This window comes from Halomonas sp. A3H3, from assembly GCF_000982975.1.
Lineage (GTDB): Bacteria > Pseudomonadota > Gammaproteobacteria > Pseudomonadales > Halomonadaceae > Vreelandella > Vreelandella titanicae.
This window is the reverse complement of the sequence record NZ_HG423343.1, coordinates 3015083-3032435: the sequence shown is the minus strand read 5'-3', so window position 1 is coordinate 3032435 and position 17353 is coordinate 3015083. Positions and strand designations below refer to the sequence as shown.

Below are 17353 nucleotides of genomic sequence, written 5' to 3'. Positions count from 1 at the left end.
GACAACGTCCCTGCGGCCGATGACGCTATCTACCAAGAGGTCAGCATGCTGGTAACCCCGACCCTGCTGCTGGCCGGTTGTGAACGCACGCTCAACGCCCTGCTCGCCTGCGACCCTGCTGCCCCTGAACGGCTAGCGGCACTGGCGGGCAGCCGTCTACTGGTGCGCCTTGAGCAGCCCCATTTAGCACTGGTCATTCACTACCATCACGCCGGGCTCGACCTGATGCGCGGCGATGACGTTGATGAAACCGACGTAGACGCAGTGGTAGAGCTCACCCCGGAAACGTTTTCCGAGTGGATCAGCGGCGCCTCGATTGAACGCCTTATGTTTGACGGCAAGCTGGCGGTGCGCGGGCGTATCCATCTGCTTGAAGCCACTCGAGACCTGCTCTTCGACCTGGACATCGACTGGGAGAGCGAGCTGGCCCGCTGGCTGGGCGATATGCCCGCCCACTCCCTGGCCGAGGGACTGCGCCGCGCTGCCCGCTGGGGGCTGCGTGCCAAAGACGAGCTGATGCAGGATGTTTCTGAATATGTCTTTGAAGAGGCACGCCTGCTGCCAGGGCGGCAGCAGCGTAGCCTACTGCGCGAGCATCTGACCGAGTTAGAGGTGGCGACCGATCGCCTGGAAGCGCGACTAAACCGCTTACAGCGACGTCTAGAACAGCTACAGCTTGCGCCACAGGAGTCGCGCCCATGAGCCTGCGCCTGCTGCGGATAAGCTGGGTGATCAGCCGCCACCGGCTTGACACACTGCTGCCGCTAGAGCGGCTGCCCTGGTGGCTCCGGGCGCTGCTATGGTTTTCTCCGCTACGTTTGATCCCCGTTGGCAAGCGCTCGCGGGGCGAACGTCTGCGCTTGTCGCTGGAAGCACTGGGGCCGATTTTTATTAAATTCGGCCAAATGCTCTCGACCCGTCGCGACCTGCTGCCAGCGGATATCGCCGATGAGCTGAAACGCCTGCAGGATCAGGTGCCGCCCTTTCCCGGTGATCAAGCCGCCGACCGGGTCGAGAAAGCGCTGGAAATGTCGCTGGAAGAGGCCTTTGCTGAGTTTGACCGAGTGCCATTGGCCTCGGCGTCGATTGCCCAGGTGCACGCGGCAAGACTGCACGGCGATGAAGACGTGGTGGTGAAAATCATTCGCCCCGGCATTGATCGCGTGATGCGTCAGGATATGGCGCTGATGTACCAAGTCGCCAAGCTATTCTCCAAAATCCCCGAGGCGCGTCGCCTGCGTCCGGTGGAAGTCATTCGCGACTACGAAGCCACGCTGTTTGACGAGCTGGATCTCTACAAAGAGGCCGCCAACACCTCGCAGCTCAAGCGCAACTTCAAAGACTCACCGCTGCTGTTTGTGCCCACCATCTACTGGCCCTTCACCCGCCGCCATGTGATGGTGCAAGAGCGCATTCGCGGTATTCCGGTCGCCGATTTAGATACCCTGATTGCTCGTGGCACTAATTTGAAGAAGCTTGCAGAGCGCGGCGTCGAGCTGTTCTTTACTCAGGTATTCCGTGACAACTTCTTTCACGCGGATATGCACCCAGGCAATATTTTCGTCAACTGTGACAACCCCGAAGATCCCCAATACATTGCCATCGATTGCGGCATCGTCGGCAGCCTGACCCGGGAAGATCAGGACTACTTAGCGCGTAACCTACTGGCGTTTTTCCACCAGGACTATTATGAAGTCGCTGCGCTGCACATCGAATCCGGCTGGGTGGGCGAAAACACCCGCGCTAACGAATTCGCAGCGGCGATTCGCACCGTTTGTGAGCCCATTTTAGAGAAGCCGTTGAAAGATATCTCCTTCGGCCAGGTGCTATTGGGGCTGTTTCAAACCGCGCGGCGCTTTAATATGGAAGTACAGCCGCAGTTGGTACTGTTGCAGAAAACGCTGCTCAATATTGAAGGCCTGGGGCGCCAACTCTATCCGGATCTAGATCTGTGGAGTACCGCCAAGCCCTATTTAGAGCAGTGGATGAAAGAGCGTGCCGGGGTCAGCGGTTTATGGGAGTCGCTGAAGCGCCAGGCGCCGGAGCTTTCGCACCAGTTGCCCGAGCTGCCCGTACTGGCTCACCAGGCGCTAAGCCGTATGGAGCACGAGCATCGCCAGCGCCACCAGCAAGTCGAATCGATCAACGACATGCGGGTGCAGATGGCGCGCCAGGGCAAACGCCTCTACCGCCTTCGGCTTGGCTTGATTCTGCTGGCGCTGGCACTGGCGTGGCAGCCATTAAGCGGTTGGATTGCACTTCAGGAGTGGCCGATACTAGCGGCCGCCGCCATTGGCCTACTGCTGCTGGTATGGCAATAGAGTGACGCACTAAACGTTTACGAGGATTCCCATGGACAGCAACGCATTATCGCCTAACAATTCGACTACCCATACTGATGTGCTGGATACGCTCAATGAGGTGCTAAAGCAGCGACGCCATGCAGCGGCAGAAGAATCTTATGTTGCCTCCTTGCATCATAAGGGTTTGAACAAGATACTCGAAAAGGTAGGCGAGGAAGCAACAGAAACAGTGCTTGCGGCAAAAGATGCCGAGCATGGTAGCGAGGCTGAACGCCAAGCATTGATTTCTGAAACCGCCGACCTGTGGTTTCATAGCCTGGTGATGCTGTCACACCTGGGGATGGATCATCAGGCCGTTTTAGACGAACTGGCACGGCGTTTCGGCATTTCCGGACACGAGGAAAAAGCCGCCCGCCAGCCATAGTTGCCACATAGGGCTGTCGCATAGTGGTAACGCGCGTACTGTAGTACTGCTCCTAGCCATAGGGCTCGTATTCATTGGCTCAGTGGCAAAAGAGATAGCGCTAAAATAGGTAGCACTCACTAAAATAGATAGCACTCAATCGATAGTTAACCTGCTCGCAAGAGGACACGCATATGTTAGGTGGTATTAGTATTTGGCAGTTGCTGATTGTGCTGGGCATCATCATTCTGGTTTTCGGCACCAAAAAACTGCGTAACGTGGGCACCGACCTAGGCGGGGCGGTCAAGGGCTTCAAGAAAGCCATGCACGACGAGGAGAAAAATAAAGAGGCGGACAAAGAGGACGCCGACCAACCCCATGCCAAAGTGAGCCATGAAGAGCCGGGCAACACTTACGACGTTCAAGCCGAAGAGAAACAGGCCGCCCACGACCGCAACGAAGAGCGCAAATAAACCATGCTGGATATCGGCTTTCTTGAACTGATGCTGATTGGCGTCGTCGGGCTGTTGGTGCTTGGCCCGGAGCGGCTGCCCCGCGCCGCCCGTACGACGGGCATGTGGATTGGTAAAATCAAGCGTACGGTATCCGGTATGCAGCGTGAAATCAGCGCCCAACTGGAAGCAGAAGAGCTGCGCCAAAAGCTCAATGAACAGCAAAAGAAGCTCGATGACAGCTTGAAGAAAGCGAAGCTGGACGTAGAGAGCATTGCCGATAGCCCGTCAGACGCTGCACCAGCGCAGCAGAGCGACACTGATAAGAGTGACACTGAGCAGCGCGTTGCCCAGGCCAGCTCTCGATTGGATGACGCCCTGCAAACGGTGCGAGAGGAAACGGTGCGTGAAGAAACACCTCCGTCATCATCTGCCTCGACTGCGCCCACCCGCGAGGCCGAACCTGAAACGCCTAACCCTGAGTCGGCTGCACTTAATAAGGATCGTAATCACCAATGAGCATGTCTGGCGATTCAAAGGAGCCGCGGGAAGAGCAGAGCCAAGCCCCCCTGATTGAGCACCTGATCGAGCTGCGCTCACGACTAATGCGCGCCGTGATCGTTATCCTGGTGGTCTTTTTGGGCCTCTACTCCTTTGCCAATGATATCTACACCTTTGTTGCCGAGCCGTTGATGGCGCTGCTGCCCGAAGGCTCGCAGATGATCGCTACGGAAGTCGCTTCGCCATTCTTAGCGCCGTTCAAACTCACTCTGGTAGTCGCGGTATTTATCGCTATTCCGTTTGTGCTACACCAAGCCTGGGCGTTTATCGCCCCGGGGCTTTACGACAATGAGAAAGCGCTGGCGATTCCGATTCTGGTTTCGAGCATTGCGCTTTTCTACGGCGGCGCGGCGTTTGCCTATTACGTTGTTTTTCCGCTGCTGTTTGAGTTTTTCACCCAAACCGGGCCGGAAAACGTCGCCGTGATGACCGACATTAACCAATATCTGAACTTCGTTCTTAAGCTGTTCTTTGCCTTCGGTGTAGCGTTTGAGATTCCTATTGCGACCTTTTTGCTTATCTTATCTGGCGCTACGTCGGTGGAAAGTCTGTCTAAAAAGCGCCCGTATATCCTACTAGGCTGCTTTGTTGTCGGCATGCTGCTAACGCCCCCGGATGTGATTTCACAGAGCCTACTGGCGGTACCGATGTATCTGCTTTATGAAGTCGGGCTGTTGTTTGGTCGCCTGGTGCGCAAGCGCAAAGAGGAGAAAGAGACTGCCGAAGAGCAAGAAGCAGACCTCTAAGCACTGGGATCAACGTCCAGATATTTAAAAGCCGCCGCCATGATCAATGGCGGCGGCTTTTGTATCAGCACAGTGGCGAGCTTAATCCATCATTTCTGCAATGCGATCCACCAGTTTAAAAATACCAGTTGCGGCTTCGCTGATCCGCGTTGCCAGCATATAAGCGGGTGTGGTGACCACCCGGTGCTCAAAATCCACCACGATATCTTCTACGCTACAGGTGCGGTGTAGCCCACCCATGGCGCTTATCGCCCCGGAAACCGCCGGGTCATTGCCCACCGTTACCGCAATGCCCTCATCCAATAGGCGTGGCACAAGTACGGGGGAAATACACATCAAACCAATCGGCTTGGCCTCTTGGTGAAAGCCCGTCAGCGCCTCTTTTAGCGCTTCTAACACCTGCATATTGTCGCTGGCACTGGCAAAGTCCGAAAGGTTCTTGGCAACGCCAAAACCACCGGGCACAATCACTGCGTCAAAATCATTAGCCACTAATTCACTCAGTGGGCTGATCTCCCCTCGCGCCAAGCGAGCGGACTCCAGCAACACGTTACGCTGCTCGCCCTCCACTACTTCTTGGGTGAGGTGGTTAACCACATGGTGCTGCTCAATATCGGGGGCAAAACAGCGGTATCCAATGCCCAACTGATCCAAGCGCAGCAGGGTTAGCGTGGTCTCATATATTTCCGAGCCATCGTAAACGCCGCAGCCAGCTAAAATCACTGCCACCTGTTTGGTCATGCCTATCTCCTTATCCCAGGGTCTGCCGAACGCAATACAGCAAAGCTGTCGCTCACTTTAGTCAGTCTGCCGTGTCGCCACAAGACGGCTTTCGCCGCAGGGCATGGCTGATATACTGATTCCAGGCCTTCGGGCATGTTGATTTGCGATCCTTAATGTTCACGATCACTGATTTTTACGACCTCTAATGGAGAGCCCTCTTGAGTACACCCACTGCCCGCCACTTTCCCGCCACGCGCATGCGCCGTATGCGCCGCGACGATTTCTCACGCCGATTGATGCAGGAAAACAGCCTGAGTCCATCCGACCTGATTCTGCCCGTTTTTGTGTTGGAAGGTATCAATCAGCGCGAAGCCGTCGCCTCCATGCCCGGCGTTGAACGGCTGTCTATTGATCTGCTGATCGAGCAAGCTCGCGAAGCGTATGAACTGGGCATTCCAGCACTGGCACTCTTTCCTGTGGTTGGCTCCGAGCACAAGAGTGAGTTTGCTGAAGAGGCCTATAGCGCTAGCGGTTTAGTTCAGCGCAGCGTGCGTGCCCTTAAAGAAGCGCTACCCGAATTAGGCATTATCACGGACGTGGCGCTGGATCCTTATACCAGCCACGGTCAAGACGGCATTCTTGACGAACACGGCTATGTCCAGAATGACCGCACAGTGGATACCCTGCTCAAGCAGGCGCTCTCCCATGCCGAAGCGGGGGCCGATGTGGTCGCCCCTTCCGATATGATGGATGGCCGGATTGGTGCGATTCGCCAGGTGTTGGAGCAGGAACATTTACATAATGTGCGTATTATGGCCTACAGCGCCAAGTACGCCTCGCACTACTACGGGCCTTTTCGCGATGCGGTCGGTTCGGCTGCTAACTTGGGCAAAGCGGACAAGCGCACCTATCAAATGGATCCCGCTAACAGCGATGAAGCGCTCCACGAAGTGGCCATGGATATCGCCGAGGGCGCCGACATGGTGATGGTCAAGCCCGGCATGCCCTACCTAGATATCGTGCGGCGGGTAAAAAGCGAACTACAGGTACCCACCTTCGCCTACCAAGTCAGCGGCGAGTACGCCATGCACCGCGCGGCCTTCGACAACGGCTGGTTAGAAGCGGAGCCGGTAATACTGGAGTCGTTGATGTGTTTCAAACGGGCAGGCGCAGATGGCATTCTGACCTACTTCGCCCTAGATGCAGCGCGGTTACTTCAGCAACGCTAAGATGACAACCTGGTGACACCTTTTTGTCATCTTCTCCCCGCATACTGCACTGATATACAAGTATCAGGCTATGATACCTTCGAGCTATCAACGCGGGGAGATCCACTATGGACGAGCAAGCTTCAGATTCCTTACCACTGTCGTCTACCGATCACACCAGCAGCGACGGCGATACGCCGTTACGGATCAACCGCACCCCGACTGGCGTCCAGGCACGTGAAACACAGCCTGAAACCGACCTTGACGATACCCAGCTCTACTTCAACCGCGAGCTATCGCATCTACAGTTCAATATCCGCGTGTTGGAGCAGGCGCTAGATGATGCCCACCCACTGCTCAACCGGTTAATGTTCCTGCTGATCTTTTCCTCCAACATGGATGAGTTTTTCGAGATTCGGGTGGCGGGTTTGAAGCATCAAATTGCCCTGGGCGACGACACCACCGCCGCCGATGGCCGCCTGCCCAAAGCAGTGTTGGCGGAGATCTCGCAGCTTGCTCATGCGCAGATTGACCGCCAGTATCAGATACTCAACGACACTTTGTTACCCGCGCTGGAAACCCATGGGCTGCGTTTTCGTCGCCGCGATCAGTGGACTGATGAGCAGAAAGCCTGGGTTAAGGCGTTTTTCGATAATGAAATTATGCCGGTCATTAGCCCAATTGGGCTCGATCCCTCGCACCCCTTCCCGCGGTTAGTGAATAAAAGCCTCAACTTTATCGTTGAGCTGGAAGGCAAAGATGCGTTTGGTCGCGCCGGGGGGATGGCGATTCTTCCCGCGCCGCGCTCGCTACCGCGTCTGATGGCACTGCCCAAGGAGCTCTGCGAGGAGGGATTCTCGGAATATGTTTTCCTCTCTTCGATGATTCATGCCCATGCCGAGGAGCTGTTTCCTGGCATGAGCGTACGCGGCTGCTATCAATTCCGGCTGACCCGCAACGCGGATATGAGCGTTGACCCAGAGGAGGTTTCGGATCTCGCCTCTGCGCTGCGCGGTGAGCTGCTGGCACGCCGCTACGGCAGCGGTGTGCGCCTGGAAGTTGCCGACAGTTGCCCTGATGACTTGACCAACTTTTTACTGCGCCAGTTTGAACTGGAAAGTGACGACTTATATCGCGTCAAAGGGCCGGTTAATTTAACCCGTATGATGTCGGTACTGGGGGACGTGGATCGCCCCGAACTACTCTATCGGCCGTTTACCCCCAGCATTCCCAAAGCGCTCAAAGCGGGTAGCCTGTTTGAAGCCATCGCCAAGAACGACATTCTACTCCATCACCCTTTCCAGTCGTTTACGCCGATTGAAGACCTGCTGCGCGAAGCCGCCCGGGATCCAAATGTACTGGCAGTGAAGCAGACCCTTTACCGTACCGGCGCAGACTCGGCCATTGTTAACGCACTGGTGGAAGCGGCCAGCCAAGGCAAAGAAGTCACTGTGGTCATTGAACTGCGCGCGCGCTTTGATGAGGCCGACAACCTACAGCTGGCTTCACGCTTGCAAGAAGCGGGGGCAATCGTTGTCTACGGCATTATGGCGTACAAAACCCACGCCAAAATGCTGCACATCGTTCGTCGCGAAAAAGGTGAACTTTGCTACTACGCGCACCTGGGCACCGGTAACTATCACTCTAAAACCGCCAAGCTATATACCGACTACAGCCTGCTGACTGCCAACAAAGCGTTGTGTGCCGATGTTCATAAAGTGTTCCAACAGTTGTCTGGAATGGGCCGCGCACGCAAAATCGACACGCTGTTGCACGCGCCATTTACGCTGCATGAACGGTTGGTGGCAATGATCGATCGGGAAGCGCAGATAGCGCGTAAGGGTAAGCGCGGGCACATCATTATTAAGTGCAACTCGTTAACCGAGCCCAAGCTTATCAAAGCGCTCTACCGGGCCTCACAGGCGGGGGTAGAGTGCGATTTGATTATTCGCGGTATGTGCTGTTTGAAGCCAGGAGTACCGGGCGTTTCCGACAACATTCGCGTGCGCTCGATTATTGGTCGTCTGCTGGAGCATACTCGGGTGTTCCACTTCCACAATGATGGCAAGTCGGAGACCTGGTGCTCAAGCGCGGACTTTATGGCGCGCAATATGTTCCACCGTGTGGAGACGTGCTTCCCGCTGCTGGATAAGAAGCTCGCCACCCGGGTACGCAAAGACCTGGAGACCTACCTGGTGGATAACTGCCAGAGCTGGCTGCTCCAGACCGACGGCAGCTACCTACTCCAGAATCCGGGCGACAGCGATGCCATTAGTGCCCAGGAAACCCTGCTCTACGCCTATGCATCAAAAAGCTAGGCATCGAAAAGTCAGCACTCCCCCGCTGCTTAGGGCAGCGGGAGGGATTCTGCCCTCTACCCGTTTACGCATAGCGTTGACGTAACACCTTAGCTGCTTCCACCATATTGGCCAGCGCTGGCTCTACTTCCGTCCAACCACGGGTTTTTAAGCCGCAGTCCGGGTTCACCCACAGCCGTTCGACGGGGATTTTTTCCAGGGCTTTCTCCATCAAATCGACCATCCAGCTCACCTCGGGAATATTGGGGGTGTGGATATCGTAAACCCCTGGGCCGATTTCATTGGGATAAGCGAAGTCCTGGAAGGCATCCAGCAGGTGCATATCCGAACGCGACGTTTCGATGGTGATGACATCGGCATCAAGTGCTGCAATCGCGCCAATGATGTCGTTGAATTCCGAGTAGCACATATGGGTATGAATCTGGGTGGTGTTGGCCACACCTGCAGCGCTTAGCTGGAAGCTCTCTACCGCCCAATCAAGGTATGATTGCCACTCATCTTGGCGCAGCGGTAACCCTTCGCGTAGCGCTGGCTCATCGATTTGAATAATGTTGATCCCGGCTTTTTCCAGATCCAACACCTCATCGCGCAGCGCCAAGGCAATCTGGCGGCAGGTGGTTTCCCGCGGCTGGTCATCACGCACAAACGACCACTGTAGAATCGTCACCGGCCCTGTCAACATGCCCTTCATGGGCTTATCGGTCAGAGTTTGGGCGTACTCGCTCCAGCGCACCGTCATCGGGGCGGGGCGCGATACGTCACCGAAGATCACCGGCGGCTTCACGCAGCGTGAACCGTAACTTTGTACCCAGCCAAAACGGGTAAACGCAAAGCCTTCCAACTGCTCGCCAAAGTACTCCACCATATCGTTACGTTCGGCTTCGCCATGCACTGGCACATCGATCCCCAGCGCCTGCTGGCGTTCAACGGCGTAGGCAATTTCAACCTGCATACGGGCTTCGTAGTCGGCCAACGCCAGCTCACCAGCCTTAAAAGCGCGCCGGGCGGCACGAATCGCATCGGTTTGCGGGAAAGAACCAATCGTCGTGGTGGGGAATAGCGGCAGCTTAAGCGCGCGACGCTGAGCCTCAGAACGCACACCATAAGGCGCCCGGCGCTGGCTATCGGCGGGGCGAACCGCCGCCAAACGCTCACTGACCTCAGCTTGGTGAATACGCGTTGATTCACGCCGGGCATCCAGCGCCCGTGTGGCCTGATCCAGTCGCTGCTCATCGGCAGGCGTGGCGCGGTTATCGATCAAGCGCGCCAAGGTGACCACCTCGTCAAGTTTCTGCCGCGCGAAAGCCAGCCAGCTGATCAGCTCATCACCAAGCTCCGTCTCCTGGGCCAAATCCACCGGCACATGCAGCAGCGAGCAGCTGGGTGCCAACCAAAGCCGCTGCCCCAGGCGCACTTTCAACGGCAGCAGGCGTTCTCGCAAGGCAGCCAAATCGGCCCGCCAGATATTGCGACCATCGACAAACCCCACCGATAGCACCTGATGGGGGCCAAGGCGATCTATAACGCTTTCCACCTGCTGCGGGGCGCGCACGGCATCAATGTGCAACCCTGCCACGGGCAAACGGGTCGCCAACGATAGGTTATCGCCCAAGCCGCCGAAGTAAGTGGCTAGCAATAGTTTTAGCGGCGCAGACTGAAGGCGATGATAGGCACGCTCATAGGCCTGCTGCCATGCCAGCGGCAGATCCTGCACCAGCGCAGGCTCATCCAGTTGCACCCACTCAATGCCTTGGGTGGCAAGCCGCGCTAATATTTCGCCATACACGTCGAGTACGCTGTCGAGCAGCGTCAGGCGGTCAAAATCACCGCCCTTGGTTTTGCCAAGCCATAGCCAAGTCAGCGGCCCCGTCAGCGTTACTTTCGGGGTAAAACCCGCACGTAACGCTTCATCCACTTCGTCAAACAGCCGGTTGGATGCCAGAGTAAAGGTTTGCCCTTCGTGCAGTTCGGGGACGAGGTAGTGGTAGTTGGTATCGAAGTATTTGGTCATTTCACAGGCTGCGGCGGGCTCACCGCTGGGGGCTCTACCGCGGGCCATACGAAAGGTGGTGTCGAGATCGATATCGCCACCTGCCACTTCATTATTGGCGTTAAAGCGGGCAGGCACCGCCCCCAGCGCCACTGAAACATTCAACACTTGGTCGTAAAATGCGAAATCGCCCACGCTAACGAAATCCAAACCCACATCATGATGCTGTGCCTGCCAGTGGCGCAAACGCAGCTCGCGACCGGTGTTTTCCAGCTCGCTACGCGTACACTCGCCTTTCCAGTATGCTTCAGTGGCTTTTTTTAGCTCGCGCTGAGCGCCGATGCGGGGATAGCCGAGAATATGAGAAACTGTCATGATGAACCCTACCAACGTGAAATAATTCACACAGTCTGGGCACCACGCATTAGTGAATCAAACTAAAGTTTCTAATAGTAAAGATGAAAAACACTCACGATGATTGAGCCACTACATGATTGAGTTACGACACCTACGCACGCTGCTGGCTCTGCGCGAAACCGGCTCTCTGGTCGATGCTGCCGATCGCGTGCATTTGACCCAATCGGCGCTTTCGCACCAGCTTAAAGATCTTGAGAGCCGCGTGGACAGCGCGCTTTTTGTGCGCAAAACCCGTCCGGTGGAATTCACCCGCGCGGGGCTGCGGCTGCTCGCCCTAGCCGACCAGGTACTGCCTGAAGTACGCAAGGCGGAGCGTGATTTGGCGCGCCTGGCAGGCACCGAGCAGGGGCGTTTGCATATGGCCATTGAGTGCCACAGCTGCTTTCAGTGGCTAATGCCCACAGTGGACTATTTTCGCGATCACTGGCCGGAAGTGGAAATCGACATTCCCAGTGGACACCACTTCGACCCGCTTCCGGCGCTTGCCCGAGAGCAGCTGGATCTGGTGATCACCGCTGACCCCCAGCCCCTTGAGGGCATTCACTACGCCCCGCTGTTTCGCTATGAAGGGTTACTGGCCGTCGCCCGCCAGCACCCTTTTGCTGGCCGGGGGTTTATAGAGCCCCAGGCACTGGCTGAGGAAACGTTGATTACCTACCCCGTTGAGCAGTCGCGATTGGATATTTTCACCCAGTTTTTGCAACCGGCGAACGTGCGTCCTCAGGAGATTCGTACCGCCGAATTGACGATTATGATGATGCAGCTGGTGGCCAGCGGGCGTGGCGTGTGTGCACTGCCCAACTGGGCACTCACCGAGTATTTAGAGCGCGATTACGTTAGCGCGGTGAAGCTAGGCGAGCATGGGGTATGGAGCACACTGTATGCGGCGATTCGCGAAGAGACCCGCGAAGCGCCATGGATGCAGGATTTTTTACGCACTGCGCGGGAGACCTCCTTTGCAGTGCTATCCGGGGTCAAGCCTGCGGATCGCGACGCGGAACCAGCAGCGTAAAGCGCGCGCCGCCCAAAGTGGGACTGGTATCGATGGTCACGCTACCACCGTGCCCGGCCATGATTTTCTGCACAATCGAAAGCCCTAACCCGTAGCCGCCAGAGCTGCGAGCGCGGCTGTCGTCCAGACGGGCAAACGGCTTGAAAATATCCGCCCGCGCTTCCGGCGGAATGCCGGGGCCGTCGTCTTCAACGTCAATACGCACCAGATTGGGCTCATCCCAGAGGTGAATCATCACCTGGGACTTGGCATGGCGGCAGGCGTTGCCGACTAAATTCTGCACCGCACGCTGAAGATAGCGCGGCTCCGCCAGCAGCTCGATTTCAGGACCAGGCGCAAGCGCCAACGCTAAGCCCCTATGCAGCGGCGACAGCGTATCAATCACCCGTTCCGCCATGGCCCGACACTCTACCAGCGCCGTTTCAAGCTCAGCGCCATTAACCGTTTCTCCACCCAGTCGTGCATAGGTGAGAATTTCATCAACTAACTCATCGAGCTCGGCAATGTCCGCATCGATCCCCTGAAGCTGGCGGCGAATGGCGGGTTGGTCGGTCATATCCTCGACCATCTGCACGGCAAAGCGAATACGCGCGACCGGGGTGCGCAGCTCGTGGGAAACCGCCCGAATCATCTCCTGTTGACCGCGCAGCAGGCTCTGCACCTGATTGGCCATGCCATTAAAAGCCATCCCCAAGCGGCCTAAAAAGTCGCCGCTCTCTACCTTTACCCGGGTTTCCAGGCGGCCACTGGCAATCCGCGTGGCAGCCAGCTCCAGCCGCGCCATGCGGGCTTCGATACTGCGCATAATCAAATAAATAATCAGGCTGAGAACGATCATCAGCCCCATCAAAAGGGGTAAGTGCAAATTCAGCGGTAAGGTGTCGCCGCGGGAAATAGGCCCCGCTTGCAGCCATTGTGACTCGCCTGGCAACTGATAGAGCAGCGTAATTGAAAGCTTATCAGAAACGAGTTGGGTGATGACGTTGCCCCTGGCCAGTTGAGCCTGCTGCGCCGCCGTTAGTCCCGCAGGCAACGAAGGCAAAAGCTGCAACGGCCAACTCCCTGGACGCAATTGGGCAATGCGGCCATCACGCTCTGCCGCGGACGCTGCCGCGAGCCACCCACCAAGCAACTCAATGCTGCCATGCCACTGGTGCTCACTCCAGTCATCGAGTCGTGCTTGCAGCAGCCAGGTGTCGCCGGGCAAACGCTGTTGCAGTAGCCAGGGGCTTTCAGCGACCAGTATTTTGCCCTGCTCCAGGCGTGACCGTTCGAAAAATCCCAAATCCGCATCGCTGATAGGCTGCAGGGTCAGCTGTAAATCGAGCTGTTCCGAAAAACGCTCAAGCAGAGCATTTCGCTGTTCAACCGGTGCGTCGGCGAGCTGTTGCGTCATCAACGACATAGGCAGCGCGGCGAGCTGCTCTCGATAGTCTTCACGGCGCACCTGTTCGATAAAGGAGCGCCCCGCTAAGGCGATCACAAAAACCACTAATAGCGCGATGCCCAACAGCAAATAGAAGCGTAAAAACGAGCCGTTACTGAGCACCCGCCGCATGATGCCATCCCTCTGAATGATCAACTGTCTTTGACGAAAAGATAACCTTTGCTGCGCACGGTTTTGATCCGGTGAGGCTGATTCGGATCATCGCCAATTTTGGGTCGAATGCGCGATACGCGTACATCAATCGAGCGGTCTTGGCCGTCGTACTTAATGCCCCGTAAGTCGCTGAATATCTCTTCGCGGGTGAGTACTCGGCCAGCGTTACGGCCCAGTAACCAAAGTAGGTCAAACTCAGCGCTGGTTAAGTCAATTCGCTCGCCTGAAAGCCAGGCTTCACGAGTGGCGTTATCGATCTCCAGGTTTTCAAAACGCAGCCGCATTTCGCCGTCTGGTGCCGGCCCGTCGGCACGGCGCAGCAGCGCGCGCATACGCGCCAATAGCACCCGCGGTTGAACCGGCTTCGGCACGTAGTCGTCGGCGCCCATTTCGAGCCCCAAGACCTGATCAAGATCATCGGTGCGAGCGGTCAGCATCATGATCGGGCCGGCAAAATTGGGTCTAACACGACGACAAATCGCCAGGCCGTCCTCCCCCGGCAGCATTAAGTCTAAAATCACCAGATCGGGCTGTAGGGTTAAAATACGGTCGACCCCTTTCGCACCGTCAGCTTCCAGCGTTACTTGGAAGCCGTTCGCTTCCAAGTAATCACGGGTCAGCTCGGCTAAACGCTGGTCATCCTCAATGATCAGGACATGATCTTGATCAGGATAGTCAGGCATTACAGACTCTTGCGACTCAAGCGCCTGAAATTGCTGTTCCAAATGATCTACCATCCTCTTTATGCACTCCGCTTAGGCTGTTTATTTTTTCACCCGCTCACCCAATACCAACGCAGGCGCCCTATGATTGGCACTCAGGATAACTCAAAACTATCAAAACACCCGCTTCTGTCGTTACAATCATGCGCATTGATCGGTAGACAAGGCCCGATACTTGATTCTCGCACCTGCGGAAGCTACTGTTAAGGCGCGAACTGTCGACAATTTGACAGGAGGAACCTGCCATGGGAAGTAGCAAAACGAAAAGTGTCATTAAGCGTGTTTACGTTCCAGCCCAAGTGCGCGACCTGCCCAATGGGGAGAAGTTAAAAATCCCAGGGCATTACAAGGCGCCGCCAGGGGAAGAAAACGACACCATTGAGTAATGTTTGGTTAAGTACATCTATTGCTAAAGCATACTTAAAAAGGCAGACCACCAGTGGCCTGCCTTTTTTTACTTAGCTACTTTTTTACAACTACTTTTTTCGACTACACATTTTGACGCAATTGCACGAGGCGGGCTTTTCAACAACTTTGCTTTTCAGCGGCTACCCTTTGGGCCCAAACAGAAACCATGCAATTAAGCCGACTAACGGGAAAAACAGCAGCACCAGGATCCATATCAGCTTAGCAAGACCACCCGCGCCGCTTTTGGCTACTTTCACAATGGCCCAGATCACAATGATGAGCCAAATTAGCCCTAATAAACCACCTACTTCAATGCCCATAGCAACTCCTTAGCATGTTGGCACTCGTATTAATTTAGACAATCATATCAGTGGCACATTCACAAGCCGAACTCACTGCTCGGGAAGGCTCAACACCATCTCACCCGACTGTATTTCAATCGACAATAAATTTAAAAAGCTCATGCCGAGTAGAACGGTGTCACGCTCCATGCCGGGGCTGATAGACCCCTGCACATTCTGCACTTTTAGACCGCCCAGAGAAACCTCATCGAGTTCGGTTAAAGTACCTTCAACTCGACCATTGGCGGTATTGAACCAAGCGCGGCGTCCCGGTTTTAGGCCTAACTCGCTAGCCAAATCGACCGGTATGGCGACATAGGTGGCGCCAGTATCGAGCAAAAAGGTCACCGGCGTGCCGTTGATGCGTCCCGGCGCTTCAAAGTGCCCTGCCCGGTTACGTTTTAAGGTAACCGGCTCACCTGCAGGTAGCGTATGCACAATATTCGCGTTCGGGCGCATCATCTCTTCGAGACCACCGTGAATCCACCAAGTGCCCACCGCCATTAGCAGCACCCAAAACAGCAGCATCATAACGATACCACCGCGTTGCGCTGTTTGACCTGCCAGGTGCGTTGCCATGCTCCACCTCACTGAGGTAAGGATGCCTCGTTAGCGTTATTAGTGTTGCTATAGCTGTTGGCTTCCCAGGCAAGCGCCGCCTCCCGACCACGGCGCTCGTTGACCCTGGCGCAAATCAGCATCGCGATAACGAACAGGGCAACACATAATAGAATAGACGCTTGCAAACCAACCAGCGTCTGCAACACCCCCAGCATGACGATCCCCAACACCCCTGCCAACTTATTCGCCAGCCCCCAGAAGCCGAAGAACTCGGCTGATTTCTCCAAGGGTGAAAATAGCCCCACCAGAGCCCTGCTGGCAGATTGGCTGGAACCCAGGCTAAGCCCCGCCAGGCAGCCGACTATCAAAAATACGTACTGTGCCTGCCACTGCAGGTCAAACTGCCCGTTTACCCACTGCGTCATCTCCGGCGTTGCCCAGATAGCAATAATCGCCAGCACCCATAGCGCCAGGGTCATTTGGTACGTTCGCTTGGCACCTAGCTGATCCTGTATCCAGCCAAACCCCAGAGCCCCCGCTGCAGCGGTCACTTGGACAATAATAAACATGATATTGCGTACGCTTTCATCCCAACCGATCACTTGAGCGCCATAAATAAAGGCGAACGCGATGATGATGTAGACGCCAGCCATCGAGAACAGCAGTGAAATCAAAAACACCGTCAGATCTTTAAAATAGCGCAGCTCGTGAAGGGTGGTGGTGACGCGGTTCAGGGCAATATGCCGATAAGAGACGCCACGGGGCTGAGGGGTGCCTCGCTCTTTTAGCCATAAAAACGTAGGAATAGCGGTAATCAGAAAAAAGCCGGCCGCAAAGGGCCCCACCCAGCGTATGCGCTCAAAGTTTTCCGCGCTGGCCTCGCCTAGCACCACCAGGGTAAAACCTGCCGCAAACAGTCCACCGATGTAGCCGAGCGCCCAGCCAAAGCCAGAAATTTTGCCCAGCGACTGCGGCGGCCCAAGTTCAGGTAAAAATGCAGCAATAAATGACTCCCCCATGGAGTACGCGTAGTTAGACAGCACGATCAATAACAAGCCGATAACGACATAGCCCGGCTCAACGAAGTAGAGCATGCCCGTAGTGACCACGGTGGCGAGATAACTAATCAGCAGAAAGCGTTTTTTCTCCGCTCGGTAATCCATCACCGCTCCGCACAACGGCGCGGTAATCACCACCATTAGATAACTAATCGCCAAGGCCAGGCTCCACAAAAAGTTGGCCAACCGGAAATTATCGCCCCGATCCCCCACAATGACTGTGGTGAAAAGTTCGCCAAATACCACGGTAATAATCAAAAGCGTGTAGGCCTGGTTGGCAAAATCAAACATCGCCCAGCCGAAAATTTCTCGACGCGATGCGTAGCCATCCGTCGCCTTAGCAGTGTTAGCAGGCAGCATTAGTTTTCTCTCACAGGGGAAGCCGTAAGGCTAGCAGATAGAACCGCCAAGGCGCCACGGCTTGCGTTGGCAGATTAGAGATGACAGCCGACCAGCGTTGCTCTAAGTTTGATTGATTGATCAGTAATACGGATAGAACTGCGATGGGATTAGCCCAGCCATCTCTACGG

Annotated in this window: 17 protein-coding genes; 10 read left to right on the top strand and 7 right to left on the bottom strand. The window is 55.8% G+C overall.

The window, feature by feature from the left end; genetic code table 11:
* Positions 1–45 precede the first annotated feature (45 nt).
* The 6 genes from HALA3H3_RS13395 (at position 46) to tatC (ending at position 4465) form a co-directional block, all read left to right on the top strand.
* Complete coding sequence (locus tag HALA3H3_RS13395; protein WP_022522102.1) at positions 46–702, top strand: ubiquinone biosynthesis accessory factor UbiJ; 657 nt, start codon at positions 46–48, stop codon at positions 700–702.
* The gene (gene ubiB, locus HALA3H3_RS13390) at positions 699–2321 is read left to right on the top strand and encodes a ubiquinone biosynthesis regulatory protein kinase UbiB (RefSeq protein ID WP_022522101.1); all 1623 of its coding nucleotides are present in this window, start codon (positions 699–701) and stop codon (positions 2319–2321) included. Before HALA3H3_RS13395 ends, ubiB begins: the two co-directional genes overlap by 4 nt.
* A gap of 31 nt (positions 2322–2352) precedes the next feature.
* Positions 2353–2727, top strand: a complete 375-nt coding sequence (locus tag HALA3H3_RS13385; protein ID WP_022522100.1) for a phosphoribosyl-ATP diphosphatase — start codon at positions 2353–2355, stop codon at positions 2725–2727.
* Between the two features lie 173 nt (positions 2728–2900).
* Positions 2901–3179, top strand: a complete 279-nt coding sequence (gene tatA / locus HALA3H3_RS13380; RefSeq protein ID WP_022522099.1) for a Sec-independent protein translocase subunit TatA — start codon at positions 2901–2903, stop codon at positions 3177–3179.
* A 3-nt stretch (positions 3180–3182) separates the two neighbouring features.
* A complete protein-coding gene (gene tatB, locus HALA3H3_RS13375) occupies positions 3183–3677 on the top strand; it encodes a Sec-independent protein translocase protein TatB (protein WP_022522098.1) in 495 nt (164 codons plus the stop codon).
* Positions 3674–4465, top strand: coding sequence for a twin-arginine translocase subunit TatC (gene tatC, locus HALA3H3_RS13370; protein WP_009287443.1), 792 nt, complete (start codon positions 3674–3676; stop codon positions 4463–4465). Before tatB ends, tatC begins: the two co-directional genes overlap by 4 nt.
* A gap of 81 nt (positions 4466–4546) precedes the next feature.
* Here tatC and elbB read toward each other — a convergent pair whose 3' ends face one another.
* On the bottom strand, positions 4547–5206 hold the full coding sequence (elbB, locus tag HALA3H3_RS13365; protein WP_009287444.1) for an isoprenoid biosynthesis glyoxalase ElbB: 660 nt from the start codon (positions 5204–5206) through the stop codon (positions 4547–4549).
* Between the two features lie 200 nt (positions 5207–5406).
* Here elbB and hemB point away from each other — a divergent pair, with 200 nt between their 5' ends.
* Complete coding sequence (gene hemB, locus HALA3H3_RS13360) at positions 5407–6417, top strand: porphobilinogen synthase (protein WP_022522097.1); 1011 nt, start codon at positions 5407–5409, stop codon at positions 6415–6417.
* A 107-nt stretch (positions 6418–6524) separates the two neighbouring features.
* The gene (gene ppk1 / locus HALA3H3_RS13355) at positions 6525–8714 is read left to right on the top strand and encodes a polyphosphate kinase 1 (protein WP_022522096.1); all 2190 of its coding nucleotides are present in this window, start codon (positions 6525–6527) and stop codon (positions 8712–8714) included.
* Between the two features lie 64 nt (positions 8715–8778).
* On the opposite strand, the gene metE is transcribed toward ppk1, so the two are convergent.
* Positions 8779–11079 carry a 5-methyltetrahydropteroyltriglutamate--homocysteine S-methyltransferase gene (gene metE / locus HALA3H3_RS13350; RefSeq protein WP_022522095.1) on the bottom strand — a complete coding sequence of 767 codons (2301 nt, stop codon included), beginning with the start codon at positions 11077–11079 and terminating at the stop codon, positions 8779–8781.
* Positions 11080–11194: 115 nt separating this feature from the next.
* On the opposite strand from metE, the gene HALA3H3_RS13345 reads away from it, so the two are divergent.
* A complete protein-coding gene (locus HALA3H3_RS13345) occupies positions 11195–12133 on the top strand; it encodes a LysR family transcriptional regulator (RefSeq protein WP_022522094.1) in 939 nt (312 codons plus the stop codon).
* Here the strand turns inward: HALA3H3_RS13345 and HALA3H3_RS13340 are convergent.
* Complete coding sequence (locus HALA3H3_RS13340; RefSeq protein ID WP_022522093.1) at positions 12096–13691, bottom strand: ATP-binding protein; 1596 nt, start codon at positions 13689–13691, stop codon at positions 12096–12098. The two genes, HALA3H3_RS13345 and HALA3H3_RS13340, sit on opposite strands and share 38 nt — an antisense overlap.
* Before the next feature lie 20 nt (positions 13692–13711).
* Positions 13712–14470: a response regulator gene (locus HALA3H3_RS13335; protein WP_007113866.1), complete on the bottom strand. Its 759-nt coding sequence runs from the start codon at positions 14468–14470 to the stop codon at positions 13712–13714.
* 230 nt (positions 14471–14700) lie between these two features.
* Between HALA3H3_RS13335 and HALA3H3_RS27125 the strand changes: the two genes are divergently transcribed.
* Positions 14701–14841, top strand: a complete 141-nt coding sequence (locus HALA3H3_RS27125) for a hypothetical protein (protein ID WP_162836279.1) — start codon at positions 14701–14703, stop codon at positions 14839–14841.
* A 162-nt stretch (positions 14842–15003) separates the two neighbouring features.
* On the opposite strand, the gene HALA3H3_RS13330 is transcribed toward HALA3H3_RS27125, so the two are convergent.
* From HALA3H3_RS13330 to HALA3H3_RS13320, 3 genes are all read right to left on the bottom strand, one after another.
* Positions 15004–15183 carry a PLDc N-terminal domain-containing protein gene (locus HALA3H3_RS13330; RefSeq protein ID WP_022522092.1) on the bottom strand — a complete coding sequence of 60 codons (180 nt, stop codon included), beginning with the start codon at positions 15181–15183 and terminating at the stop codon, positions 15004–15006.
* A gap of 72 nt (positions 15184–15255) precedes the next feature.
* On the bottom strand, positions 15256–15783 hold the full coding sequence (locus tag HALA3H3_RS13325) for a retropepsin-like aspartic protease family protein (RefSeq protein WP_022522091.1): 528 nt from the start codon (positions 15781–15783) through the stop codon (positions 15256–15258).
* 8 nt (positions 15784–15791) lie between these two features.
* Positions 15792–17183, bottom strand: coding sequence for an MFS transporter (locus HALA3H3_RS13320; protein ID WP_022522090.1), 1392 nt, complete (start codon positions 17181–17183; stop codon positions 15792–15794).
* Between the last annotated feature and the right edge of the window lie 170 nt (positions 17184–17353).